Origin of the sequence: Bacillus cereus group sp. N21, from assembly GCF_016483395.1 — a bacterium.
GTDB lineage: Bacteria > Bacillota > Bacilli > Bacillales > Bacillaceae_G > Bacillus_A > Bacillus_A pseudomycoides.
On the sequence record NZ_JAEHBX010000021.1, the window covers coordinates 19029 to 43945 of the forward strand.

A 24917-nucleotide genomic window follows, 5' to 3' on the forward strand; every position below is an offset into this window, starting at 1 on the left:
AAAGGGGCATCTTTATAATGATGTTTTGAAACGATTTAATTGAAACGAATGTGGAGGTTATTTGGTTAAAATTGCAGTAAATTACTAAGATCTTTACCTGTCTTATTCTTCTAAATCAACTTAATATCAAAGGAGTATATTATGATTATTAACAAACAAGAATTTTATGTAAATGGGATTAATTATACTGTTAGATCTGCAATGGATAAAGATGCAAATGATTTGTCTAAATTAAGATTACAAATTGATGGAGAAACTGAAAATCTGGACAGAGAAGAAGGGGAGGGATTCATAGATACAACGAGATTTGAAGAAATCATCAAAACGGACACTGAAAGTCCAAGAAACTTATTTTTAGTCGCGGTAGTGAACGATCGGATTGTTGGGTTTTCAAGATGTGAGGGAGTGTATTTAAAGAGATTCTCTCATAAAGTAGAATTTGGAGTATGCGTATTAAAAGAGTTTTGGGGATATAGGATTGGGAAAAATCTTTTAAAAGAGTCTATATCTTGGGCTGACGCTAATAGCATTAAAAAAATGACTTTGAATGTTTTAGAAACAAATGATAAAGCGATTAAATTGTATGAAAAACTTGGTTTTGAAATTGAAGGTATATTAAAAAATGACAAAAGACTTGCGGATGGTAAATACTATAACACTATTATTATGGGGAGATTTAATGGATAATAATTAACCTTTCGTGAAAAAATACAGCGGAATGGGATGATTGAGGCACTTCAAAAAACAAAGGGAAATGTATCACTTGCGGCAAAACTGTTAGATGTCCCGCGTAGTACTTTTTATAAACGGATGCAGCGATTTCAGCTATAAAAGAAGCAGGCTTCTATCAATCTGCTTCTTTTATATGTAAGTGCACGTTCTGTCGGAATATGCGCTTACCGGGGAAATAGTAGATCAAAAAATTTCTATAAAGAAGGGAAATCTTTTAAACTGGTCAACGCGATAAAGTCTACTACTTTACAATTTAAGGGCAGTTTTCTTTAAGAAATTTGGAAATCATATGGTATTCATTCCATACCCTCCTTCTACCGATGTCGATTAAGTGCCAAGTATCTTTCGTAAGATTTCTATTATCTTGTAATGGAAGAACATCAATAGTCATGTCATTTGTAGCAAACGCAGTTGCTATAAGCAAAAATCTTTTCATAAAAAAAGTTTTCCCTGCTAATAAAATATTTTTATGTACGCTTGTGTTACATAGGTGAAGCATTGCGTTTTTGATAACATCGTTAGCTGTATTCGCTTCTCCTGTTATTGGAATAACTAGTTCTTGAGGAATTCCTGATTTAACTAGGATTTCTTTATGAAAGGTAAATTCATTTGCATTTAAAAATGGATTATGTACACTGGGAATCATAATTGTTTTAAAGCCTTCCTCATGAAATAATGTGATGATTTGTTCATTTAATTCTGTGTAATGACCGGGATGATAGAGAACAACATCTGGATTTCGAAATTCATATTGTCTTTCTATAAAGGTCATTTTACTTAGGAGAGTAGTAAATTGATCGTTCATAACATATATACCTCTTTCAAAAGAATGGATTATTTTTGTGTTATTCGGTATATATGAAGCTTTTTCCTTTTTCTTTATAACAGGAATGTTGCTAGTTTCAATTAAGTAGAAATAATAGAGAATCTGTCAAAATCTGCGCTTACCAGGGAAATAGTAGAATGCTTAGAACAACATTTCCTAAGGAAGATGTAAGTATTTCATATAAGGGGAGTTGTAAGTGAAGTACATAGAAGCCGGAATCGGAAATAAATGGTTGGTTCGAACAGAAATAGAACGAGAAGATGGAACAGAGTTTGAGCAAAAGGGAGTTGTGAAACCTATTTATTTTGAATCATGCTATTTACGAGTTTGGTTTAGAAAAACTTGTTTGATTTTTGATTCAAAAGAAGGGTTTAAAAAGATGAGAAAAAATCGAAATGAGTATAAGTTTATTTTGGGGATTGTGAGTAAAGTACAATAATATAAGCATACAGAAAATCTGTAAGGAGAATGGCATATGGCGATTTCTACATACTACAAACAAATCCGTGAAAAAGTAGGGTCTGATCTTATTTTCATGCCGAGCGTAGCGGCAATTATTAAAAATGAGCAAGGGGAAATCTTATTTCAATATCCCGGTGGGGAATTTTGGAGTTTACCTGCAGGAGCAATTGAACCTGGTGAAACTCCAGAAGAAGCAGTTGTTTGTGAGGTGTGGGAAGAAACCGGTTTACGAGTACAAGTGAAAGAAATAAAAGGGATTTTTGGAGGGAAAGACTTCCGTCATACATATTCAAATGGAGATCAAGTGGAATATATCGTTGTTGTGTTTGAATGTGAGGGAGTTGGAGGAGAGTTGAGAGCGATAGATGAGGAATCGTTAAAACTTCAATACTTTTCATCACAGGAAAGACCAAAGCTAGCATTGCCATATCCAGAAGAAATATTCCTATAAACGATTAAATAGCACACTTTCTTCATAGAGACGAGAGTGTGCTATTCATTTTTATATAAGCCCGCTGTATACAGCTCTGTTAATGTACAAACAACCTCCTCTAGATTTACATCGATCTCATTTCGGACAATCTCCCACTGAAACGCTTCATTCATATAAAACCAACTGCGTGCCACAATTGCTTTATTTAATTCTTTTCTAGCTAATCTATTATTTTGAGAATAGGTAATATCTTGTATAATTCGGCTAATAAAACGTTCTCGAATGTCATTCCACTTTTGTCGAACTTCTTTTGACACACCGATAGCCTCTTCAACGACTTGTAATATATTTCTTTCTTCTTCAGCTAATTGTAAAAAAGCTCGCACTTGATTTTCAATCATACTGTGAGCTTCTTTTTTTGTTTTAGGAAAAAAGGAACGTTCAGCGATTTTGTAAAAACGATTCATAACATCTTCCATAAGGACTATGAGGAGCTCATCTTTATTTTTAAAATAAACATATGCCGTACCATAACCAGTTTCAGCATGTTTAATAATTTGAGAGATTGTTGTTTTGTGAAATCCGTTTTCTAAAAAAACATTGCGGGCAGATTTTAATAATTTATTTCTCGTTTCTATAGATCGCTGTTGTCTTGTTGAAAGAAGATCTTTTCCCAAACTGGACACTCCTTTATACTGAAATATCTGAAAATATAATTTTATTCTAGTTGAATCGAATACAAAAAGTCAACTGACATAATATCATTGACGTTATGTCAGTCTTGATGTTATATTTCGATTAGTTAGAATAAAAAGAAAATTAAGAGAAGGTGAAAGAATGTATCGAGAGCCATTTGAACCATCTTACGACTATGCAATGGAATGTGATAAATACGATGAACTTGCTGATTTTCAAAAAGAATTTTATAAGAAAGCAGATACAATATATTTAGATGGTAATTCATTAGGATTACTTTCAAAAAGAGCAGAAAAATCTTTACTTACTATGCTAGATTCATGGAAAGAGTATGGTATTGACGGGTGGACAGAAGGAGAATATCCTTGGTTTTTTCTCTCTGAACAATTAGGTGAATTAACTGCTCCTCTTGTTGGTGCTTTACCTGAAGAGGTAATTGTAACCGGTTCCACGACGACGAATATTCATCAAGTGATTGCGACATTTTATGAACCGAAAGGAATTCGTACAAAGATTCTTGCGGATGAATTAACGTTCCCATCAGATATTTATGCTTTGCAAAGTCAAATCCGTTTAAAAGGACTAGATCCAGATGAACATCTTGTACGAGTGAAGAGCAGGGATAGTAGAACGCTGCAAGAGGAAGATATTATTGATGCGATGACTGATGATATTGCGTTAATTTTATTGCCTGCAGTGCTATATCGAAGTGGACAAATTCTTGATATGAAGCGATTAACAGCTGAAGCGCACAAGCGTGGTATCTATATTGGTTTTGATTTATGCCATTCCATCGGTTCAATTCCGCATGACTTTAAAGGGTGGGGTGTTGATTTCGCAGTATGGTGTAATTATAAATATTTAAATGCAGGACCTGGTGGGGTTGCTGGATTATATGTAAACAAAAAACATTTCAATCGTCTTCCAGGGCTTTCTGGTTGGTTTAGTTCAAGAAAAGATAAGCAATTTGATATGGAACATACATTAACAGCAGCTGAGCATGCCGGGGCATATCAAATTGGCACACCTCATGTGTTAAGTACAGCGCCACTTATTGGTTCACTTGAGATTTTCAAAGAAGCTGGCATTGAAAGATTGCGAGGAAAATCATTACACATTACTCGTTATATGCTAAATTTAATCAACCATGAACTGAAGGGGATGGGATTTACAATTGGAAATCCATTAGAGGATGATAAACGCGGAGGGCATATATATTTAGAGCATCCAGAAGCTGCACGTATATGTAAAGCTTTAAAAGCAAATGGAGTTATTCCTGATTTTCGTGCACCAAATGGGGTTCGCCTTGCGCCAGTTGCTTTATATAACACGTACGCAGAAGTGTGGAAATCTGTGCAAATCTTGAAGAAAATCATGAAAGATGAAGAATATAAAAAGTTTGAAAATAAGCGAGAGGTTGTGGCATAAGCGATGAAGGAATCTGATTGGATTGATATTTCACAACCATTAAATAATGATATTGCGACATGGCCAGGAGATACGCCATTTTCATACGAAGTATCATGGGCAAAAGAACAAAGTGGATCTGTTAATGTTGGAAAATTAACGATGAGTATTCATACGGGTACGCATATTGATGCGCCATTTCATTTTGATAATAACGGAAAAAGGGTACTAGATTTAGATGTTAATGTCTATGTTGGTAAAGCTCGAATTATAGATGTATCAGGTATCGAAAGTATTGGCGCAAAAGAATTAGAAAAATTCCCTTTAGATGGGGTAGAGAGGTTATTACTTCGGACTTCTTCGCATGGGAATGCACAGGAATTCCCGCAAGTAATTCCGTATTTACGTGCTGATATTGCACCATTTCTTTCGGAAAAAGGCATTCGATTAATTGGAGTGGATGTACCTTCTGTAGATCCGCTAGATGATAAAGAATTAGCGGCGCATCACCAATTATTTAAATATGGTATTCATATTTTAGAAAATGTTGTATTAGACCATGTACAAGACGGAGATTATGAACTGATTGCCCTGCCACTTGCATTGACAGATGCGGATGGGAGTCCCGTTCGAGCTGTAATAAGACCACTATAAGAGCAAGCAGATGATGCATAGAAGGGGTGTTCATTTTTATGAAAGAAAATGAAAAAGTAATTATGGAAAAGGGAATTCATACGGATTTTAAAGAAAATATGACATACGGAGAGTACTTACAATTAGATAGTTTGCTAGGAAGTCAAAAAAGGTTATCTGATCATCATGATGAAATGTTGTTTATTGTCATTCATCAAGCGAGTGAACTTTGGATGAAGTTGATTTTACATGAGCTTAGTGCAGCGATTGAATCTATTCAAAATGATAGGCTGGCTCCAGCTTTTAAAATGCTTGCGCGCGTTTCAAAAATTCAATCGCAAATTATTCAATCTTGGGATATTCTTGCAACGCTCACACCATCTGAATATATTGAATTTCGTGATTCACTCGGCCAAGCATCAGGATTCCAGTCTTATCAATATCGTATGATTGAGTATGCGCTTGGTTATAAAACACCTCATGCATTAAAAATTTATGAAAAAGATCCAGAGTTACATGCTCGTTTGCATAAAGCGCTTCATTCACCAAGTCTTTACGATGTTGCAATTCAGGCACTTGTAAAAGAAGGATTCCCAATCAATCCAAATGTTTTAAATCGTGATATTACACAACCTTATGAAGAAGATGCGACAGTTGAAGCTGCATGGTTAGAGGTGTATGCTGATGTGAAGAAATATTGGGATTTATATCAACTGGCAGAAAAATTAATCGATATTGAAGATTGGCTCCAGCAGTGGCGCTTCCGTCATATGAAAACAGTAGAGCGAATTATTGGACATAAAATGGGAACAGGTGGATCATCTGGTGTTTCTTATTTAAAACGTGTTCTTGATCAACGCTTTTTCCCAGAACTTTGGAATGTGCGGACGAAGTTATAAAGTAAAGATTATATAATTGTTAGTACATCACTTATTGAAGCGTGGTGTACTTTTTTCTTTGTAATTATGTGTAAAAAAGATATCTAATAACACGGTAATTCACATTATAAATCGCATACCTAATAACAAACAAAAACGCCCCATATATCATTCTGAGCGTTGATTTATTATTTCGCTTATTCAGTTAAAGGACCCGTTGGTTTAGTAAACTATTTTCATTTCAGGCAATATTGTTTTTAACTCCATTAAGTCATTTATTACCAAATCAGCCTGAGCAAGTTCATCTTCTTGTGCAAAATCAAAATTACATCCAATTGCAATTAAACCATTATCTTTAGCTGCATTTATATCAGATAGACGGTCTCCAACTACCGCTGCCTTTTTTATGTCATATTTTTTTATAATTGTTTTAACTAAATCTCCTTTATCGAGTGTTCGTATTTGTTGAATACTAAATGTTTCAGTAACCCAATTATCCAAATTATAATAACTCACAATTGCTTGTAAATATTCCGTTAAACCATTACTCGCTATGTAAATTGAACAATTATTTTCTTTTAAATAACGGAAAACTTCCTTTACATTAGGATATAAAGCACCTTTCCCACTTCTTATGTTTTCAACTAATCTTTCCAGAAAATAAGCATCCGTTTGTTCTCTTACTTCATTGGAATGATTAGGTAACAAAGCTTCCCAAACTTTTGGTAAAGGTACACCCATAATTTCACGGTATTTATCAATGGGGGTTACTGTATCCCATAAATTTAGTGACCGTAAATGGTTAAAAGTATCATTAAGTGATAATTCTAGAATTTTTTCTGTTTGAAATAGAGTTCCATCCATATCAAAAATCAGTGATTGTAACATTACTTTCTCTCCCTTTTTACCATTGCTGAATAACTTCTAAAGTTTAACATAAAGACAGAATAACTTAACCAATCCCTATTCAACTAATCTGACTCATCAGTTTAAGTACAAATTCTCACAATCTTTATATACATTTTAACATAAATTTACAATGACCTTTCTCTTTTTTTCAAAAGAGTTTAGAAATAACATAGCATTTAACAATAAAATTAACACCATAATTCAAACAATGACAATGACTATTGTCACGCTGTTATTTGGTATGCTATTTTGTACTTATTTTCCTTGGAAATATTGTTACATCAATGAAAAAGCATACCAATTCGTATGTTAATTGATATGCTAATTCGTATGTTATTAAGTGTTTTTCCACGAAAACGAAACTACTTAGTATGAGTGACCATGTCTTATATCTATAGTATATGTTTGCCACACGTGAAATTGGATATTTTTTTAGAAAGTACATAGAAATAGAAATATTTATTTGATTTGAGTAGAATAGTAAAAACAGACAAGAACAGTATACATTTGGAGGAATACATATTGGATTTTTACAAGTTGGAAAATCAATTTATGAAAAAGAAAGTGAATGCATTTCTCGTATATCAACAAGGTGAGTTAACAACAAAATATTATAAAACAAAAGAATGCGCACACAATTTATATAAAATTAATTCTATCACGAAAAGTATCGTATCAATTTTAATCGGTATAGCAATAGATAAAGGCTACATAAATGATATACATACGCCTATAGCAAAATGGATTCCCAATGTACCGAAAGAAAAGAAGGAATTAACCATTTATCACTTGTTAACAATGACAACTGGTGAAGAGTGGAAGGAGTTTGGAAATGGAGTTGTATTTCCAAATGATTTCGTGGAATCAGATAATTGGATAAATTATATTTTGCAGAAGCCGTTAATGGAAGAGATAGGGGCAAAAATGAATTATAATTCAGGCTCTTCACATCTGTTAAGTTATATACTACAAGTTGCTACTGGAAAGACAACGGAGCAGTTTGCAAAGGAATATTTATTTAATCCTTTACAAATTACCGAATATGAGTGGCAACAAGATCCTCAAGGTATTTATGTTGGTGGATTCGGCATGAAAATGAAAGCAGAGGATTTGCTAAAAATAGGATTATTATGTCTACAAAATGGATTCTGGAGTGGAGAAAAGATTGTATCCTCAAGTTGGATTGAACAATCGAGTAAGGCTGTTTTTTTAACATATGAACATGTTGGAGCATATGGTTATCACTGGTGGGTATTAGACAATAGCAGATTTCACATACCGTATTGTATATATTTTGCTATGGGATATGGAGGGCAATACATTATCATCATTCCGAAATTAGAACTTGTAGCCATTATAAGTAGTCAAATGCCTAAGCGTGGGTTAGTACCATTAAAATTATTTATAGAGCATGTACAAGAGTTTTCATAAACTCTTGTTTTTTATGTGGATGTAAAGTTAAATGGTAATAAAAAGGACTGTTTTCGTATTGTAGGAGGTTACTTATATACGATGAAGAAAGGGGGAAATCCATGAACAACGAGAAGATAATAGTTGGATATAGGTTCTTTTTAAGTGTTTTAGCGTTTAGTGCAATTATCACTCAATTTGTTACAAGAGCACAGATTAAACCATTTAATCCAATTAACTTTTTTAGCTTCTTTACCATTGAAAGTAATATTTTGGTCGCGATCATTCTTGCTTTAAGTTGTTTTGCGACAGCAACATTCGGACGTTCGGAACAATTCGGGGTTCTTCGAGGAGCAGCAACAGTATACATATTTACAACGGGATTAATCTATTTTTTATTACTGAGAGGATTAGAGGAATCGCTTCAAACACCAATACCATGGGTTAACACGGTCCTCCATTATATCATGCCAATTGCGATGATTTTAGATTGGGTTTTAAATCCTCCAACGAAAGAATTGAAATGGAAACATGCAGTAAACTGGCTATTATTTCCGTTATTATACGTTATTTATAGTTTAATACGTGGATCTTTTATTGATTGGTATCCATATCCATTTTTAGATCCTAGGATTAATGGTTATAGTGGTGTCATTTTATATAGTGTGGGTATTGCACTAGCAATTGGATTGATATGTGTACTTGTTAAGATACTTGGTAATATTAGTGCTAAAAGAACGCACTCTAAGTTTTGAGTGAAAGAATAAATAAAAATATGAAAGTTGTAATGATGTAACTAAAAAGAAATGGTTCATTTGCTGGTTGAGATTTACATCGTTAGAAGGATAAAATTCTACTCATTATGAGTAGAATTTTATTTTTGTTTATTAGTTTGTAATATTTTTGTATTATAAAATTACAATGAAAAGGAGATGAAATATGACAAAAATAAAAATTATGTGTAGTCTACTCGTTCTATTGCTACTATTAACATCTTGTGACATATCAGATAAAGAAATTGAGAAAAAAGCACAGGCTTATGTAAAGTCTCAGTATGGTATTTCTGTTAAACTAAATCAAGTTGAAACACATGGGGACGGAAAGAATTTATTTGGTCCAGAAACGAGAACTGCTTATGTAAAACAAGTAGAAAAACCAAATCTGGAATTTCAACTTAAGGTTGATGGCCAAATTTCTCCTAAAGTAACTAATGATAATTATAAACTAAAAAAAGAAGCAAATAACTTACTAGAGAAATATAAAAAACATAATGCTAAGTTGTTAAATAACAATATATTTTCATTTGATCAAATGGAAACGGGTAATGTCGTTTTTGATAAAAAAATTGTTGAGGAAGCAACTAAGAAAAATTCGAATCATTATTTTACAGCGGTGTTTAAAAGTAACGTTTTTTTAGATTTAAACAACCCTTCACATATGGAAGAATTAGCGCAAATTGCGAGGAATATCCAAAGCTTTAATAGAACAATTGAACAGAGTAAGTGTAGAATTGAAGACATGAACATTATTTTGCCAGATGCTGATGAGAAATTGATACAGAATCTTATAGTAGATTATGTATTAACAGCTGAAGGAGCGAAAAAAGCTCTTGAGAAAAGAGATGCTTATGTGAAAATTTTACAGATTGTAAAGTGAAAGTTAAATAGTAATAAAAAAGAGGGAATCGAGATGATTTCCTCTTTTTTAATCCCGCTATTCGCTGACAATAAGATTCTAATGTCAAGAATCAAAGAAACAACAGAAGATAAGTGGGGAAATAAAAGCCTGTAAAAGCTTGGTTAGTTGAACATTATCTACTGCTCTTTTGAAATGTAATCTTCAAAAACTTCTCCGTTCTTGTATCAAACTCTACATCAACAAAAACACCATATTCCTTTCCATCTTCACGCAGCCATAATTTGAATTTTTCTGTTGTTATATTCACTGCCTTCGGTTTTCTTCCAATATGAAGGTAATCAATAATTTGCGCTTTTGGATAGTTTTCTTTCGTTTTTTCTACCGCAAGTTTACCCCATTTTGCATATGGTGGTTGTGCGTGAACAACTGATGGATGAGTATATGTATTGCAATATGCTGTAACAAATACAATTCCTAATACAAAACATGCAAAAATACGCTTCATAATAAACTCCTTTTAGCCGTTTTTCTTATTGTGTACATGCAGTCTAAATCATATAAGTTTGGATTTTTTTGTCTTCTTTACATAAAAGCGTTTTATTTACAAAACATAACCATGAAATCATCACTGCAAATAAGGAGGGAAATATATGCGTCATACAGTTATTTTTAAAATACTGATTTTGTTTGTATTAATCGGTATATCTGTAATTGTAAGTAGCGGGCAGACAAGAAATGTCCAAGCCTTTTCTAATCAGGTGATTCAAAGAGGTGCCTCTGGAGAAGATGTCATTGAACTACAGTCTCGATTGAAATATAACGGATTTTATACGGGAAAAGTAGATGGTGTATTTGGTTGGGGTACATATTGGGCACTAAGGAATTTTCAACAAAAGTTCGGTTTACCTGTAGATGGCTTAGCGGGGGATAAGACGAAGCAGATGCTTGTAAAAGCAACAAAGTATGAGAAATCAACTGCTAATAAAGGGAACACGGGTGGACAAAGTAATAAGCCAGCCCAAAATAAAGGTACAAATGTGCCAAATGGTTATTCACAAAATGATATTCAATTAATGGCGAACGCAGTTTATGGTGAATCCCGTGGTGAACCATATTTAGGGCAAGTTGCAGTTGCGGCAGTCATTTTGAATCGTGTGACAAGTGCATCATTCCCGAATACAGTATCTGGAGTGATTTTTGAACCACGTGCATTTACAGCAGTTGCTGATGGACAAATTTATTTAACGCCAAATGAAACGGCGAAAAAAGCTGTATTAGATGCTATTAATGGTTGGGATCCTACTGGAAATGCACTGTATTATTTCAATCCAGACACTGCAACGAGTAAATGGATTTGGAGTCGACCACAAATTAAAAAAATCGGCAAACATATTTTCTGTAAATAGAGCGGAGGTGAAGAAATGTTAAGAGGTATCGTAATTGTATTGTTAACAATCGGCGTAGTTGGAACAGGGTATTGGGGTTATAAAGAACACCAAGAAAAAAATGCGGTGTTAATTCGAGCAGAAAACAGCTATCAGCGTGCGTTTCATGATTTAGCGTATGAGGTTGATTTATTACACGATAAAATCGGAACAACACTGGCAATGAATTCACGTACATCTTTATCACCGGCATTAGCGGATGTGTGGCGTTTAACATCGGAAGCTCGTTCTGATGTAGGACAACTACCTTTAACATTAATGCCGTTTAATAAAACCGAGGAATTTTTAGCAAATATTGGTGATTTTAGTTATCGCACTGCCATTCGTGATTTAGAGAAAGAACCTTTAAACGATCAAGAATATAAAGCGCTTCAAACTCTATATTCAAATGCTGGCAACATTCAAGATGAGCTTCGAAAAGTACAGCATCTCGTTTTGAAAAATAATTTACGTTGGATGGATGTAGAACTTGCGCTTGCGTCAAATAAAGATCCAGCGGATAACACGATTATTGACGGGCTTAAGACGGTTGAGAAAAATGTAACATCCTATTCTTCAAATAATTTCGGTCCAACTTTCACAAGCATGCAAAAGGCGAAAAAAGGCGGCTTTGAAGCAAAAGGTAAAGCGATTTCAAAAGATGAAGCGGCAAAAATAGCAAAATCATTTTTAAATTTAAAAGGCAATGAAAAAGTAGAAGTTGAGAAAAGCGGAAAAGGTGCTAAAGAATCATTTTATAGTGTGAAAATTCAAGATCCTGAAACAAAGAATGAATTTTATATGGATATTACCGAAAAAGGTGGATATCCAATATGGGTAATGAATAACCGTGAAATTAAGGAACAAAAAATTAGCTTAAATGACGCAGGAAGTAAAGGATTAACTTTCTTAAAGGACCATAAGTTTACCAATATGGAGCTCTTTGATAGTTCACAATACGATAATATTGGTGTGTTTACGTACGTTGTGAATGAGAATAATGTGCGTATTTATCCAGAAGCAATTCAAATGAAAATTGCTTTAGATGATGGATCAATTGTTGGTTTTTCAGCAAAAGAATATTTAGCATCACATCAAAAACGCACCATTCCAACTGCAAAATTAACGGCTGCTGATGCAAGAAAGAAAATCAATCCAGATGTAAAAGTAATGGAAGAACGCAAGGCGGTTGTTGTAAATGATGTGCATAAAGAAGTATTGTGCTATGAATTTGTCGGGACATTAGGAAAAGATACGTACCAAATTTTTATTAATGCAAATGACGGAACTGAAGAAAAAGTGAAAAAGATGCAGGCTGTCGAAAAGATTTATGATTAAACATCAATGATAAAGTGGTGAAAATGATGAAAATCCTTATATATATGCTTATGATTTGTTTTGCTATCACAGGGTGTAGTGTAGGAAAAAAAGAGAATGCTCATGAAAAACCAGAACAAAAAAATGTATCTATGCGAAATGTTAGCTATACAAAAGATAAAACAAAACCGAATGAAAAAGTGGCAGATCATTTAGCTTCTTTAGCTTCTAGTATACCAGGTGTAAAAGATGCGACCGCAGTCGTTATTGGAAAATATGCTGTTGTTGGCATTGATGTAAAGGCAAAACTGGATCGAACTCGTGTAGAATCAATCAAGTATTCTGTCGCTGAAAGCTTAAAACATGATCCAAATGGTGCAAATGCAGTTGTTGTAGCGGATGTTGATACGTATGAACGATTAAAGCGAATGGGGAATCAAATTAAGCACGGAAAAGCTGGCGAAGGAATTCTTGATGAACTTGCTGCAATTGTTGGACGTGTTATGCCACAAGTACCAAATGATATGATTGAAAATAAAGAAACGAATCCGATTAAAGAAAACGACAAACAGTTACCAAAAGATGAAGAGAATGAATTAAGAAAAGAACAAGAAGATCAATCAAATAATCATCTTAAAAGATAACAAAAACATCTCGTGCTATATGGCGCGAGATGTTTTTGTTAATTATTAATATTCAGTTTATCAAAAAGGGAATATATGGTTTAATAATAATTAGGAAGTTACGACAGATCCACCGTGTATAAAACTATATAAAACCATCTGAAAATGATGAATAAAAAACATAACAAAGAAGGAGGTTTATCCTGGTTTCTCTGCGATATATTACATTTAGATATGCTTGGGTATCGTTTTTAAACCAGAGATAGTTGTAATGATGAAAAATAAATGCGCACTCATAGTTTGTGGTCTTAGTCTGTGTGTGATTTTTGGTATGACAGCGTGTGATAAAAAGAAAGAAATAAAGAAACAAACAACAACTTCTTCAACTGTCACAGAAAAAAAGAAGAGAGAAACAATTGATATGAATATTTTCTCACAAATAAATGAAGGAATGACATATAACGAAGTAAAAGAATTAATAGGATTTGAAGGGGATTTACTTATAAATCAAGGTAATGAAAATTCATCAAACTATAAACAAACTTTTGCCTGGAAAGGAAATCCACCACAATCCTTTGCTGAGATTACCTTTTCAGATGGAAAAGTACGTTCTAAGTCACAGCAAGGTTTAAGTTAGTAATTAGAAGAAAAGGGGAAATAAAAATGAATTTGCAAACAGAAGATATTCAGCTTATTCCATATGATGAAAAATATAAAGAAATTATAGACGCATTTATTTTACCTAGTGAACAAATTCAATTTACAGCAAAACCAAGTGACTTGCTTGAAAAAGCTAAAAAAGACACAACTCGAAATGTTGTTGTTATTTTAGCGAATCATACACCAGTAGGAATTTTCGCATTACAATCAGGAACGAGGGTAGCAGAATACACAGATAATCCCAATGATTTACTTTTAGTTGCCTTTTCTATCAATTACGAGAAACAAGGAAAAGGGTATGCCAAAAAAGGATTAGCATTATTACATGACTTTGTAGCATCCTATTTTTCAGATAAAAATGAAATTGTACTAGCTGTAAATGAAAAAAATATTCCTGCTCAAAAGCTGTATTTAAAAGTAGGATTTGAAGATAGAGGTCAAAGAAGAATGGGCCCAATTGGAAGGCAGCTTGTTTTATATTTACCATCTTGATAATTCACCAAGTATACGTGCGACCGAATGTAGATGGTCTCCAAAAGGAAAAGAGGCGCTGCGTAGTGTGGTAATATCAATGATAGCTATTTTGCGTAATAACTGTTATGAAATTGATTATAAACATTACCGGCTTATTGATGAACTGGACCAACATTAGAACAAGTTTGTAAAAAATATGAAGAAGAAAGAGAAGGCATTCCTATGTAAGGGAATGACTTCTCCTATTATGTATACCTTTATTGATATCGCTTCGAAACAACGAATTCTATAAGTAGAATAACAATGAATGAAGAACAAAGCGCTATAAATAAAGGGAGATTTTGAATATTATCAAGCGAATATAAGGTAGAAAATCCTTCTGACCAAATCAATAAAATAAACATAATAACGACTAATACAAAATATCCAATTTTGAAACTTTTATATGTAATTTGTTGTCCCATTTCATCTTGACTTTCTTATGACACGCCGTTTGGATCTCCCCATGTCATATGATTTATTAAATAACTAATTATTAAAGAAGCTCCAAAAATAGTCCCTCCGAGAATGGCTCCTTCGGTCGTATATTTGTATGCGCCATGTATGAGTATTCCAAGTAATGATAGTATAATAACTACGAAAATAAACTTATTCTGATTCATCGTATTCACCTCTTTATAAGTGTAAAAAACTCTTTACACTTAATAGTATAAAAATGACAGGGAGTAATGTCAAATACATTTTACATAAATAGATAAATTTATGAAAATTAATTATTTATTTCTCAGTTTAGAAATAAACATTAAAAAACAGAAAGGAAAAAGATTTCTATTTGGTTTGAATGTTAAAGTTATTATTTGCATATATTTGGAAGGGATGTCAGATTAAATTGGGGGGTAAATATGTCCATACTTTTAAAAGCGGGTGCAGACGCTGGAAATAACGGTTTAAAGTTAATGGTGAAAGGCCAAAATCCGATTTATATTCCAAGTATATATTCACTGTATATTGGGGAACCGACAGGCTTATTAGACGAAGAGGATGTACCGATATCTGAAGTGGAAAATCATATAGATGTGACGATTAATTCATCTTCACTCATGTTGAATAATGTACGTTACATTGTTGGGCAAAAGGTTATCAATGATCAGTTAAAAGGGACAGAAGTAGAGAAGAAGTCTGATAAATCTACAGATGAATTAATGGTTCTAACGATTTTATCAGGTTTAGCAATTAGTGCCATGCGTCATAGTCCGAAATTAGATCATATTAATATTCGTTACGATTTATCAGTTGCTCTTCCAATGCAAACTATTACGCAAGAAATCGCAGCAGAAAACGCTAAACGTTATATGGGAAATCATAAAATTATTTTTCATTATCCAAATGGAAGAGATGTAACGATAAATATATCCATTGAGTACTGTAAATGTTTACCAGAAGGGGCGTCTGGGACCTGGGGGATTGTGTACGATGAGGAAGGTAATATTTTAAAACATAAAGTTGCAAGTGAAAAAGATGCTATTACAGAGATTGATTTTGTGGATAAAACATTATTATCTTTTGATATTGGTGCGGGTACAACTGAGGAAGTTGTTTCATTTGGAGTGAATTTTAGACCGCAATTAAGTAAAGGATTGTCCTATGGAGTTAAAGAAACTTTATTGCAGATTATTACAAGATGGAATCGGAAGAATCCGACAAAAACAATAGATAGTATTACAGAGTTTAATCAAATTTATTTAAATGAGAAACACCCAAGGCATGCAATGCTAGTAGAAGAGTCACAACAGGCATTTCTAGGATTAGCTGCACGAGTTGCAACGGATATTATTAATAAAATTGATGATATGAAAGATGATCCGTATGTATTTATCTATGGTGGGGGCGCTGTCATCATTAAAAACAGTTTGAAACTTATTTTAAAACAAAAAGGTCGTTTAAAAAATGTAATATTTGTAGATAACCCTCTATTTACAAATGCACGTGGATTATTAGTTTACACATGTTCACCACGGTATAGAGAACATAAACAAAAAGAATTGGGATTTACGAATTTAACAATTAGTTAGTTGGTGTGAGTATGGGGCGCAAGCGGTATAAGCGTGGTGATCGGGTAAAAATCCATTTAAATAAATCTGTATCTTCTGAAATGATCGCATGGATTAATAAGCAATCTGATGTAACAAAATTTTTTTTATACGGTGCCCAGCAATTGTTTAAACAAGTAGGCGATATTGATGTATCTAAAACTTTACCTAGCAGCCATGTTTTTTCCATGTATATTGAACCTACTTCTATGTTTAAATTTGAAGTAAATCCTCTTAGAAAAGTGTCAATGGAAAAGAAAGGACCTGCCGAATGTGTAGAAAATAAATCTTGGGAATTTATTGATCAAATAGATTGTCCCTTCTTTTAAAACATATAAAAGTATATCTAAAGCCTACCACTGTAAATATGATTAAGTGGTAGGCTTTTTTTGCCCATTAATCATGCGAAATTCAAGCCGAAAGTACGGAATATTTTGAAGGTAAATGGATGTTTATTAAAATAAAAAAATAAGGAGGGAGAATTTTGAAAGCGATTCTTCATAACAAAGGTCATGATACTTTTTTTCCTTGTCTAATATACTCTATTCGATTCATTTCTTTACCTGCGATTTCTTATGATTAAACTGATAAGTTGGACACCCTTTAACCTGTGTTTTTATTCGGAATACGCCACCAGCATATGGATAAACTTCTAATTGATCTTGGTTCATTCTTGTCCTGGCAGTAGTAATATATAATTCTGTTAAGTCAGGTCCTCCAAATGTACAGGAAGTTACATTGAGTGCCGGAACAGGAACTGTTAGAATTTTTTCGCCAGTCATTGGATTCCATCTTGTGATTTTAGCACCGCCCCAATGTGCAATCCACAAACTGCCTTCCTCATCAATTGTCATTCCATCAGGTAATCCTTCACTATTAGGAATAATAATGATATCTATTGGGTTACTAATTGTTCCAGTGTGTATATCATAATCAAAACGAGTGACTTTTTTAGTAGGTGTGTCAATGAAATAAAGATACCGCTGGTCGGGTGACCAGGCTAAACCATTGGATGTATTTACATGTTCTAATTGCTTTTTTACACTAAAATCAGTATCCAAGAAATATAAAGAACCAGCTGCGCTGACTCCATATAAATCGGTAGTGCCAGCCCAAAAGCGACCAGCGGGATCGCACTTTCCATCGTTAAAGCGATTTTCTGGCAGGTGAGACTCCGGGTTATGAATAAGTTTTAATTCCTCTGTTTCAAGATTAAGAGAATGGAAACCACGCTCCATTGCTAATATAACTCCGCCAGATGCATCTTGAACGACACATCCAATTTGTTGGTCTAATGAAATTTTACGATTTATATTTGTAATAGGGTTATAAATGCATACCTTTTTCCCTAAAATATCAACCCAGTATAATATTTGCTTTTCTTCATCCCAACAAGGGCCTTCTCCTAAGTTTGCTTTAGCATCGATAACTAATTCTAATTTTCCTAACAATGTATTTTCTCCTTTCTATAAAGATAACCTATATATATTCGATGAAAATGGTAGCAAACCCTTTAATTTGGAGAAATTTGACAACGATAACATTATAAATTATTATATGGAAAATAACTTATAACAAAAATGGCAATGAAGAGAAGAGTAGTTAAGAATGATTGCATACAGAGAACTCCGGTAGCTGAGAAGGAGGGGTAAAAATCTTAATGAAAAAAGACTTGGAGCTGTGCATAGAACTAACTTGTTTAGGGATAATGCGACGGGTTCTCCCGTTATAGAGATAGGGTATAAGCAAATGATTGCCGTACCTGAAGAGATTAATATGGTGACATATTAATAAACTGAGGTGGTACCACGAAGTGAACAACTCTCGTCCTCAAGATGGATAATCTTGGGGGTGGGAGTTTTTTTGTTTTGAAAAGGAAGTGGAAGAGTAAATAAAAAATTAATAAGAGGTGAATTATATGCACTGGGCATATCAAATCGCGCATGAACTTATTCAAAAACATCCAAATAAAGAGACGTTTGTATGTGCATCCGGAATTAGTCCTTCGGGGTCTGTTCATATAGGTAATTTTCGAGAAATAATAACGACCTATTTTGTTGTAAGAGCACTTCAAGATTTAGGAAAAAAGACACGATTTATATTTTCATGGGATGACTACGACCGATTTGGAAAGGTTCCGAAAAACGTTGATTCATCATTTGAGAAATATATTGGTATGCCATATTGTGATATTCCAGATCCATATGGTTGCCATAAATCGTATGCAGAGCATTTTGAAAAAGAATTTGAAAAATCATTAGAAACTTTTGGTATTGATGTGGAGTTTATTTATCAACATGAAGAATATAGAACTGGGAGATATAATCAACATATACTTCAAGCATTAAAAAGAAGAAAAGAAATCTACGACGTATTAATGAAATTCAAAACGAGTGAATCATCTGAAGATGAGCGGGAGATTTTTTATCCCATTACGCTATATTGTGAGCAATGCGGGAAAGATTCAACAAAAACAACAAATTTTGATGAAACATCGGAAACAATCCGATATGAGTGTGAATGTGGGAGTCATAATGTATTATCAGTAATGCAAACGAGTCACATGAAATTAAATTGGAAAATTGATTGGCCGATGAGATGGATGATAGAAGATGTGATTTTTGAACCGGGTGGGAGAGATCATTCGGCCGAAACAGGTAGTTATAATGTTTCAAAGGAGATAGCTAGTGAAATTTTCAATTATGAGGCACCGAATTATGTTGCCTATGATTTCATTGGAATAAAAGGTAATAATCAAAAAATGTCAAGTTCTGCTGGGAATATCATTACTCCAAGTGAATTATTAAATGTGTATTTGCCAGAAGTCATTCTATTTATGTTTTCAAAATATAAACCAAATGCAGCATTTCATATTGGTATGGATGAGGATGTGATTCGGAATTATACTGAGTATGAAAGATATAAAGAAGGTTATCAAAATAATAAGTTAAATAATGAAGAGTTGCGTGATGTAATTAGGCTTTCCGGCGTTAGTGATGAAAATGCCAGCTTACCAAAATTTAATCAAGTAGCAGGCGTCTTGCCATTAGTGAACTTTGATACTCATATTTTACAAGAGATATTAGCGAAAGTGGATGCAGATTATAGCTTGATTGACATTATGAAAATAAGTAATCGTGTGGAATACTGGATTCGAAATTTACAACCGCAAAAAATGATTGAAGTAAATAAAGAAAAGAATTGGGAGTTTTACGAAACATTGGAAGAGGTACAGAAAAGGTGGATTTTAGAAGTTTGTGAAATAGTTCCTACAAATGCGGATAGTCCAAAGATAATGGAACAGATATATGAAATTTGTCATAATGAAAGTAAAAAGATAATGAAAGAGAATCAAAAATTACTTTTTAGAATCATTTATAGACTTGTTATCAATCAGCCAAGTGGTCCACGGATACCGTTACTTATATCTGTAATAGGTGCCGAGAAAATAGTGTCCTTATTGGATTTTTGTAACTAAGTAGAGTAGAATACTAACTCAAACACAAATTATATTATCAAGCTGTGTTTGAGGTGATTAATAGTATAACTAAGAATTCAAGGACTTGTATATGCGCGTCCTTGAATTCTTAAGGTTGTAACTAATAGAATGTGGTGAATTTTATAAAGTTATTATCGCGTATACATTTTCGGGCATTCATCCCCGATTGGTTCATAAAAACAATGGCTTTTAAATTGCCCTGCAAATGGTTGATTATACCATTCCGGTGGACAAGCACCAGTCGGCCGGAAATACCAAAGGGACCATCTTGCTGGCCAGCGCCATTCACCTTGTAACACACGTCTTGCAATTTCTTTTTCTGAGTCACGAGCACGTTGATAAAAATATCCGTATTGTACAGCTTCAAATCCACCTGGAGTTTGATATACCGCATCACTTACGGTACGTAATTGTTTAAAGTCTAAGCAGTCACAAAAAACGCGGTTTACTACAACGCAGCCGACAAGCTGTTCGCCTTGTCTACCTTCACCTTCAGCCTCAGCACGGATTAAGCGTGCTAATAAATCGACATCGCTTTCATTATAAGGAATAAGAGCCATATTAGTTCCTCCCTTGTAGAGGTGGTATAGTAAAGGTTATGTAGGAAAATGAGTGTGGTGCTTTTACAAATGTGTTTTAAGAATAGTTGGCTTATAAAAGTGTTTGATTATTTTCTGTCTGTGTTGAATAAGAAAAGCATTGTTTCTTTCGCTGTGTTAACTTTAGTAAAAAATGTTGTCTTAACAAGGAGGGGATATGCAAGTGTAAAGTTTTTATTATTAGTCTGATTATAAATCACCATAGCATACTCCAAGTTCTAAGGTTTTATTTTATTAATTTCCCTATACAAACTACCCCGTTGGATCGATTCCCATTCATTGTTGTATATTCCACTTTCTCATATGCCAGCTGTTTAAAATCCTTCATCCAGCACTTTACTTGTTCTTCATTATGATGGCGTAAAATGGCTCCGTCAGGTAATTCAAATACACCGTATATATCATATTTTTGATAAAATTGATCGTATCGCTTTAAATTACGATTGTCCTGATTTAATAGAAAGTCATTAATATAAATTATTCCATTAGGTTTTAAGACTCTCTTAATTTCATGTAAAATGGCTCTTTGTTCTTCGTCACTATGAATACAAGTTAGTACTGCGAATAAAAGTACAGAGTCAAAATAATTATCAGGAAATGCTAGGTTTTTATTTTCAATGACACTAAAATGAATCCCCATATCGTCTAATTTTGCTCTTTTAATCATTTCTTCTGAGAAGTCAACGCCATAAAGATTGGTAAACTGTGTTTTTCTTAACTCACGCAATGTTCTTCCATATCCACATCCATAGTCTAAGATAGTCGCTTCTTGTTTTACATGTGTTTGAAACAAATCAAATCGAAAGGGAGTTGTAAATTGTTTTTCATGTGCAACCTCGTTCCAATATTGTTTTTGCTGTTTCATTAGTTAACTCATTCCTTTCTTATAGTTTACATTTGATTATAGAATTTGCATTAAGGAAAAAATAGACTTCCAAAATACTGAATTTTTTGATATAAGAAATTTGAATAAAAAAGAAATAATATTTAAATTAACTTATAACAAACTTTTATTTTAACAGGGAGGAAAGGTGTAGAAGAAGCATCCCTTTTACTATACCGCATCTTACATCATATCCATCCTTTTTCATCAGCGATACGAATGGCTTGAAATCTTGATTCAGCTTCAAGCTTTTGAATGGAAGATGATAAATAATTTCTAACAGTTCCGTTTGTTAAATACAATGTTTTACCAATTTCTCCCGTTGTCATCCCGTTTTTAACCATACGGAGTATCTCTACTTCACGGGCAGTTAGTGGATTATCTTCTTTTAAAAACAGCGTAGCAGTTAGGTCTGCACTTACTACACGTTCACCAATCATTACTTTATGAATCGCTTCAATAAGAAATTCAATTGGTTCGTCCTTTAGTAAATATGCGTCTACTTTTGCGTCCATCGCTTTTTGCAAGTATCCTGGACGAGCAAAAGTTGTAACTATCATTATTTTACAGGAATGTCCCATTGTTCTTAATTTTTCTGCGATTTCAAGTCCAGTGATGTCGGGGATTTCGATATCGAGAAGACACACATCGGGTTGTTGTTTTGTAATAATGTTCCAAGCATCTATCCCATTTGAAACTTCTGCAATCACTTCAATGTCATCTTCTAGTTTTAATAGAGAAACGAGGGCTCCGCGAAGCATTTTTTGATCCTCAGCAATTACAATACGAATCATTTTACTGCCGCCTTTCTTGTATCGTTTTACAAGGTTAATTTGTTTCTACTAAGTTTGTTGAAATAGGTATCTTTAAAATAATCGTTGTGCCGTTGTTTCTTAATGTATGTATATCTACTGTGCCATGTATCATCTTCATTCGTTCCCGAATTGATTGAACTCCGACTCCAAGTGGCTCATGTTGAAAGCCAATTCCATCATCGTTTATTTTTATTTGAAACCATTTTGTATCCATTTCTTGAACGATTGTACAATGGTTTGCTTGGCTATGCCTTAGAATATTTGTAATGGCCTCTCTTATAGAGAGAGCAACCATTGTTTCCGCAACATTTGTTAGCAAAGGTGCGTTTCTGTTTGCATTAGTCGTAAATTGGATACCGGCTGTATGTAATAGCTCACGTAGATGATTTAATTCACTTTCAATCGATATATATTTCATATCAGTAACTAGTTCACGTACTTGTTTTAATGCGAAACGTGATGTGTCTAAAATATCATTTAATTCTTGTTTTGCTTGTGGTGGATCCTTTTCTATCAATCGTATTGTCAGTTCACTTTTCAGTTTAATCATTGTTAATGTTTGCCCGAGTGTATCATGAAGGTCTCTTGCAATGCGGTGTCTTTCTTCTTCTTGAATATATCTTTCAATTTGAGAGTTTGCGGCGCTTAGCTCCTTTTGTAAAGATTTTGCTTTTTCCCGGATATGGATGACAAATGGTTGTACAAGTTGAAGAATAAAGGCAAGAAGCAAAGAAGTTTTTAATATGTAAAAAGGGTGACCAAAGGTATACCAACTAACAAGAAAAAACATCATTGCGATGCCTACTGTACCGATACCGATATACAATTTAGATTGGGCTCTTCCTAATAAATTCCCGATGACAAAACCATAAAAAAGTAGCCATGATTCGATGAATATTGCAAGTAGTGCAAATAATATGCAGCTACATAAACTGGAGAGGAGAAGGCGCCAATCTCTATACCACAATTCGAAGTAAAAAAATAACAAAACGAGCAGTAAAAGAACAATTTTTAAGAATAAGTTAATAATTGTTTCTGCTTGAATTACATTGTAAATTAAAACGACAATAAAAATAATATCTAAGTATAAGTACTTTTCGATTTGATCGTGTGGATAAATTTTTTTAAACATTTACTATCCTCCTATAAAGAGGGAATAAGGACTTGTAATAAGTCCTATTTCAGGGTAAAGTACACTGAATTTTAAAAGGAGCGATTCTTAGTGGAAATGATGAAATCCCACTAAGAATCATTTTTACTTAATTAAACCAGCTGTGTATCTGCGTGCGGCCTCCATTGGACCAAATTTAAATCTAGCTAGCCAAAATGTTGCGAAGTAAATTTCAAAGAAGCAGATGCAAATCCAAATAAAGACAATCGATAATGAGTTCACTTTTCCGCCAAGGTCGAAGCCCCAACCGTAAAAGAGAATGGAAGAAAGAATATTTTGAAGAACATAGCAGCTAAGAGACATTTTCCCTACATTTTCAAGGCGCCGCCATAACCAAGAGTGTTCAAAACTTTCTATCATTTTAGCAATCAATGCAATATACAAAATAGAAAGGAAAGGTGCAAATAAATAACGAGCTGGTAAATCAAAGATACCGCCCGGAATAAAGATTAACAGATTGAGAGGGACACCAATCATAATGCCGATTTCTAGCATTTTTGTACGAATTCTTTTCCCGTTTTCATCAGGGGAGAAGGCGCCAGCACGCATAAGACGTATCCCTAATAGGAAAAGGAAAATATTCATTGGAATAACAAAAATTACTTCCAGTCGATTCGCGATAAAGTTTGTTAGTCGATAATGGATTTGTTCAAACCAAGTTCCATCACTATAAAGAGTTACAATTTCATTAGCGTTACCTAGTGAAATGTTACCTCCTATGAATTTTAAATACATAAATATAGCAAGAATGACAAGCATAGCAGCTCCGTGAAAGATACCTATCATTTTCATAGCTCGATTAATCCATTTGTCACCACGTTTAATAATGAAAGCAACAATAATTGCGGTTATTCCATAGCTCATTAAAATATCATATTCCATAACCAAGGTGAAATGAATGAAACCTTCTAATAAAAGTATAAAAGAAGTCCATAGGTAAACGCCAGGCCATGTATTTCCTTTGCGTAAAGATTGTTGATATTTAAGTTCAAGTCCTACACCAAACATAATTGTTAATAAACCGAGAAGTTTTCCGTTCACTAAAAATAAAACGAACAGCCGAATAAAATCATTAACTGACATCCACCAAATTGCATGATCGAACGTAAAGATATAAGAAATATCACCTAAATATGCAAAAATCCAAATGTTTGTACCAAGTGTTCCTAACACAGCAAAGCCCCTTAATATATCAAGCAAACGAATTCTTTTGTTGTTATTTCTCATTATTTTCCTCTTTTCTTATGATTTTGTCATTATTGTATCCTTAAAAAGGAATATTTTGTATGCACAGGTGTCAGTTAAAACAAATGACACCTGTCATATAGGCGAAGAAAT

27 protein-coding genes, 2 pseudogenes and 1 other annotated feature are annotated in these 24917 nt (G+C 33.6%); of the genes and pseudogenes, 18 read left to right on the plus strand and 11 right to left on the minus strand.

The genetic code is table 11. The annotated features are described in order from the left end of the window. Positions 1-141 precede the first annotated feature (141 nt). Both JDS96_RS13945 and JDS96_RS13950 read left to right on the plus strand, forming a co-directional pair. Positions 142-687, plus strand: a complete 546-nt coding sequence (locus JDS96_RS13945; protein WP_199667165.1) for a GNAT family N-acetyltransferase — start codon at positions 142-144, stop codon at positions 685-687. 3 nt (positions 688-690) lie between these two features. Further along, positions 691-831 (plus strand): annotated as a pseudogene (locus JDS96_RS13950) (helix-turn-helix domain-containing protein); the annotation flags it as partial. A gap of 154 nt (positions 832-985) precedes the next feature. Here JDS96_RS13950 and JDS96_RS13955 read toward each other — a convergent pair. Further along, on the minus strand, positions 986-1537 hold the full coding sequence (locus JDS96_RS13955) for a hypothetical protein (RefSeq protein ID WP_199667166.1): 552 nt from the start codon (positions 1535-1537) through the stop codon (positions 986-988). A 217-nt stretch (positions 1538-1754) separates the two neighbouring features. On the opposite strand from JDS96_RS13955, the gene JDS96_RS13960 reads away from it, so the two are divergent. Then, the gene (locus JDS96_RS13960) at positions 1755-1997 is read left to right on the plus strand and encodes a DUF3977 family protein (protein ID WP_003207301.1); all 243 of its coding nucleotides are present in this window, start codon (positions 1755-1757) and stop codon (positions 1995-1997) included. A 36-nt stretch (positions 1998-2033) separates the two neighbouring features. Further along, entirely contained in the window at positions 2034-2471 is a 438-nt protein-coding gene (locus JDS96_RS13965) for an NUDIX domain-containing protein (RefSeq protein ID WP_199667167.1), read from the plus strand. A gap of 41 nt (positions 2472-2512) precedes the next feature. Here the strand turns inward: JDS96_RS13965 and JDS96_RS13970 are convergent, their stop codons facing one another. Continuing rightward, the gene (locus JDS96_RS13970) at positions 2513-3130 is read right to left on the minus strand and encodes a TetR/AcrR family transcriptional regulator (RefSeq protein ID WP_018780591.1); all 618 of its coding nucleotides are present in this window, start codon (positions 3128-3130) and stop codon (positions 2513-2515) included. 160 nt (positions 3131-3290) lie between these two features. Here JDS96_RS13970 and kynU point away from each other — a divergent pair, with 160 nt between their 5' ends. From kynU to kynA, 3 genes are read left to right on the plus strand one after another with little or no spacing between them, the layout of a single operon-like run. After that, positions 3291-4577, plus strand: coding sequence for a kynureninase (kynU, locus tag JDS96_RS13975; RefSeq protein ID WP_199667168.1), 1287 nt, complete (start codon positions 3291-3293; stop codon positions 4575-4577). Between the two features lie 3 nt (positions 4578-4580). Continuing rightward, the gene (gene kynB / locus JDS96_RS13980) at positions 4581-5210 is read left to right on the plus strand and encodes an arylformamidase (protein WP_006095014.1); all 630 of its coding nucleotides are present in this window, start codon (positions 4581-4583) and stop codon (positions 5208-5210) included. A 38-nt stretch (positions 5211-5248) separates the two neighbouring features. Continuing rightward, entirely contained in the window at positions 5249-6088 is an 840-nt protein-coding gene (kynA, locus tag JDS96_RS13985) for a tryptophan 2,3-dioxygenase (RefSeq protein ID WP_018766018.1), read from the plus strand. Between the two features lie 201 nt (positions 6089-6289). On the opposite strand, the gene JDS96_RS13990 is transcribed toward kynA, so the two are convergent. Then, on the minus strand, positions 6290-6955 hold the full coding sequence (locus JDS96_RS13990; RefSeq protein WP_018780588.1) for an HAD family hydrolase: 666 nt from the start codon (positions 6953-6955) through the stop codon (positions 6290-6292). Positions 6956-7498: 543 nt separating this feature from the next. On the opposite strand from JDS96_RS13990, the gene JDS96_RS13995 reads away from it, so the two are divergent. The 3 genes from JDS96_RS13995 to JDS96_RS14005 all read left to right on the plus strand — a co-directional run bounded on the left by JDS96_RS13995 (position 7499) and on the right by JDS96_RS14005 (position 10042). Beyond that, positions 7499-8407: a serine hydrolase domain-containing protein gene (locus tag JDS96_RS13995; RefSeq protein WP_199667169.1), complete on the plus strand. Its 909-nt coding sequence runs from the start codon at positions 7499-7501 to the stop codon at positions 8405-8407. Between the two features lie 101 nt (positions 8408-8508). Beyond that, positions 8509-9141 carry a Pr6Pr family membrane protein gene (locus JDS96_RS14000; protein ID WP_199667170.1) on the plus strand — a complete coding sequence of 211 codons (633 nt, stop codon included), beginning with the start codon at positions 8509-8511 and terminating at the stop codon, positions 9139-9141. Between the two features lie 184 nt (positions 9142-9325). Next, positions 9326-10042, plus strand: coding sequence for a hypothetical protein (locus JDS96_RS14005; RefSeq protein WP_199667171.1), 717 nt, complete (start codon positions 9326-9328; stop codon positions 10040-10042). A 154-nt stretch (positions 10043-10196) separates the two neighbouring features. Here the strand turns inward: JDS96_RS14005 and JDS96_RS14010 are convergent, their stop codons facing one another. After that, positions 10197-10529, minus strand: a complete 333-nt coding sequence (locus JDS96_RS14010; RefSeq protein ID WP_199667172.1) for a YqzG/YhdC family protein — start codon at positions 10527-10529, stop codon at positions 10197-10199. A gap of 145 nt (positions 10530-10674) precedes the next feature. Here JDS96_RS14010 and sleB point away from each other — a divergent pair, with 145 nt between their 5' ends. The 5 genes from sleB to JDS96_RS14035 all read left to right on the plus strand — a co-directional run bounded on the left by sleB (position 10675) and on the right by JDS96_RS14035 (position 14540). Beyond that, the gene (gene sleB / locus JDS96_RS14015) at positions 10675-11430 is read left to right on the plus strand and encodes a spore cortex-lytic enzyme (protein ID WP_199667173.1); all 756 of its coding nucleotides are present in this window, start codon (positions 10675-10677) and stop codon (positions 11428-11430) included. Positions 11431-11445: 15 nt separating this feature from the next. Beyond that, positions 11446-12786 carry a germination protein YpeB gene (gene ypeB / locus JDS96_RS14020; protein ID WP_003207312.1) on the plus strand — a complete coding sequence of 447 codons (1341 nt, stop codon included), beginning with the start codon at positions 11446-11448 and terminating at the stop codon, positions 12784-12786. 26 nt (positions 12787-12812) lie between these two features. Continuing rightward, positions 12813-13409 carry a YhcN/YlaJ family sporulation lipoprotein gene (locus tag JDS96_RS14025; RefSeq protein WP_018780585.1) on the plus strand — a complete coding sequence of 199 codons (597 nt, stop codon included), beginning with the start codon at positions 12813-12815 and terminating at the stop codon, positions 13407-13409. Positions 13410-13662: 253 nt separating this feature from the next. Then, positions 13663-14025 carry a hypothetical protein gene (locus JDS96_RS14030; RefSeq protein WP_199667202.1) on the plus strand — a complete coding sequence of 121 codons (363 nt, stop codon included), beginning with the start codon at positions 13663-13665 and terminating at the stop codon, positions 14023-14025. 26 nt (positions 14026-14051) lie between these two features. Further along, positions 14052-14540, plus strand: a complete 489-nt coding sequence (locus JDS96_RS14035; RefSeq protein ID WP_199667174.1) for a GNAT family N-acetyltransferase — start codon at positions 14052-14054, stop codon at positions 14538-14540. Between the two features lie 239 nt (positions 14541-14779). Here JDS96_RS14035 and JDS96_RS14040 read toward each other — a convergent pair. Further along, positions 14780-15184: pseudogene (locus JDS96_RS14040) on the minus strand (hypothetical protein). A 240-nt stretch (positions 15185-15424) separates the two neighbouring features. Here JDS96_RS14040 and JDS96_RS14045 point away from each other — a divergent pair. Together JDS96_RS14045 and JDS96_RS14050 are read left to right on the plus strand one after the other, a co-directional pair. Next, positions 15425-16594 carry a ParM/StbA family protein gene (locus JDS96_RS14045; RefSeq protein WP_199667175.1) on the plus strand — a complete coding sequence of 390 codons (1170 nt, stop codon included), beginning with the start codon at positions 15425-15427 and terminating at the stop codon, positions 16592-16594. A gap of 11 nt (positions 16595-16605) precedes the next feature. After that, positions 16606-16941 (plus strand): hypothetical protein, encoded by a 336-nt coding sequence (locus JDS96_RS14050; protein WP_003207317.1) that lies wholly within the window; start codon positions 16606-16608, stop codon positions 16939-16941. Positions 16942-17163: 222 nt separating this feature from the next. Here JDS96_RS14050 and JDS96_RS14055 read toward each other — a convergent pair whose 3' ends face one another. Continuing rightward, complete coding sequence (locus JDS96_RS14055) at positions 17164-18063, minus strand: SMP-30/gluconolactonase/LRE family protein (protein ID WP_199667176.1); 900 nt, start codon at positions 18061-18063, stop codon at positions 17164-17166. A 126-nt stretch (positions 18064-18189) separates the two neighbouring features. Then, positions 18190-18447: a binding site (T-box leader), on the plus strand. Positions 18448-18530: 83 nt separating this feature from the next. Between JDS96_RS14055 and lysS the strand changes: the two genes are divergently transcribed. Beyond that, positions 18531-20090, plus strand: coding sequence for a lysine--tRNA ligase (lysS, locus tag JDS96_RS14060; protein WP_199667177.1), 1560 nt, complete (start codon positions 18531-18533; stop codon positions 20088-20090). Between the two features lie 152 nt (positions 20091-20242). Here the strand turns inward: lysS and JDS96_RS14065 are convergent, their stop codons facing one another. The 5 genes from JDS96_RS14065 to JDS96_RS14085 all read right to left on the minus strand — a co-directional run bounded on the left by JDS96_RS14065 (position 20243) and on the right by JDS96_RS14085 (position 24806). Next, positions 20243-20671 (minus strand): cell wall hydrolase, encoded by a 429-nt coding sequence (locus JDS96_RS14065; RefSeq protein ID WP_003204532.1) that lies wholly within the window; start codon positions 20669-20671, stop codon positions 20243-20245. Positions 20672-20936: 265 nt separating this feature from the next. Further along, on the minus strand, positions 20937-21575 hold the full coding sequence (locus JDS96_RS14070) for a class I SAM-dependent methyltransferase (protein WP_199667178.1): 639 nt from the start codon (positions 21573-21575) through the stop codon (positions 20937-20939). A gap of 206 nt (positions 21576-21781) precedes the next feature. Further along, on the minus strand, positions 21782-22387 hold the full coding sequence (locus tag JDS96_RS14075) for a response regulator transcription factor (protein WP_199667179.1): 606 nt from the start codon (positions 22385-22387) through the stop codon (positions 21782-21784). Positions 22388-22421: 34 nt separating this feature from the next. Beyond that, positions 22422-23540 (minus strand): sensor histidine kinase, encoded by a 1119-nt coding sequence (locus JDS96_RS14080; RefSeq protein ID WP_199667180.1) that lies wholly within the window; start codon positions 23538-23540, stop codon positions 22422-22424. Positions 23541-23663: 123 nt separating this feature from the next. Further along, positions 23664-24806 (minus strand): DUF418 domain-containing protein, encoded by a 1143-nt coding sequence (locus tag JDS96_RS14085; protein ID WP_199667181.1) that lies wholly within the window; start codon positions 24804-24806, stop codon positions 23664-23666. Positions 24807-24917: the final 111 nt, after the last annotated feature.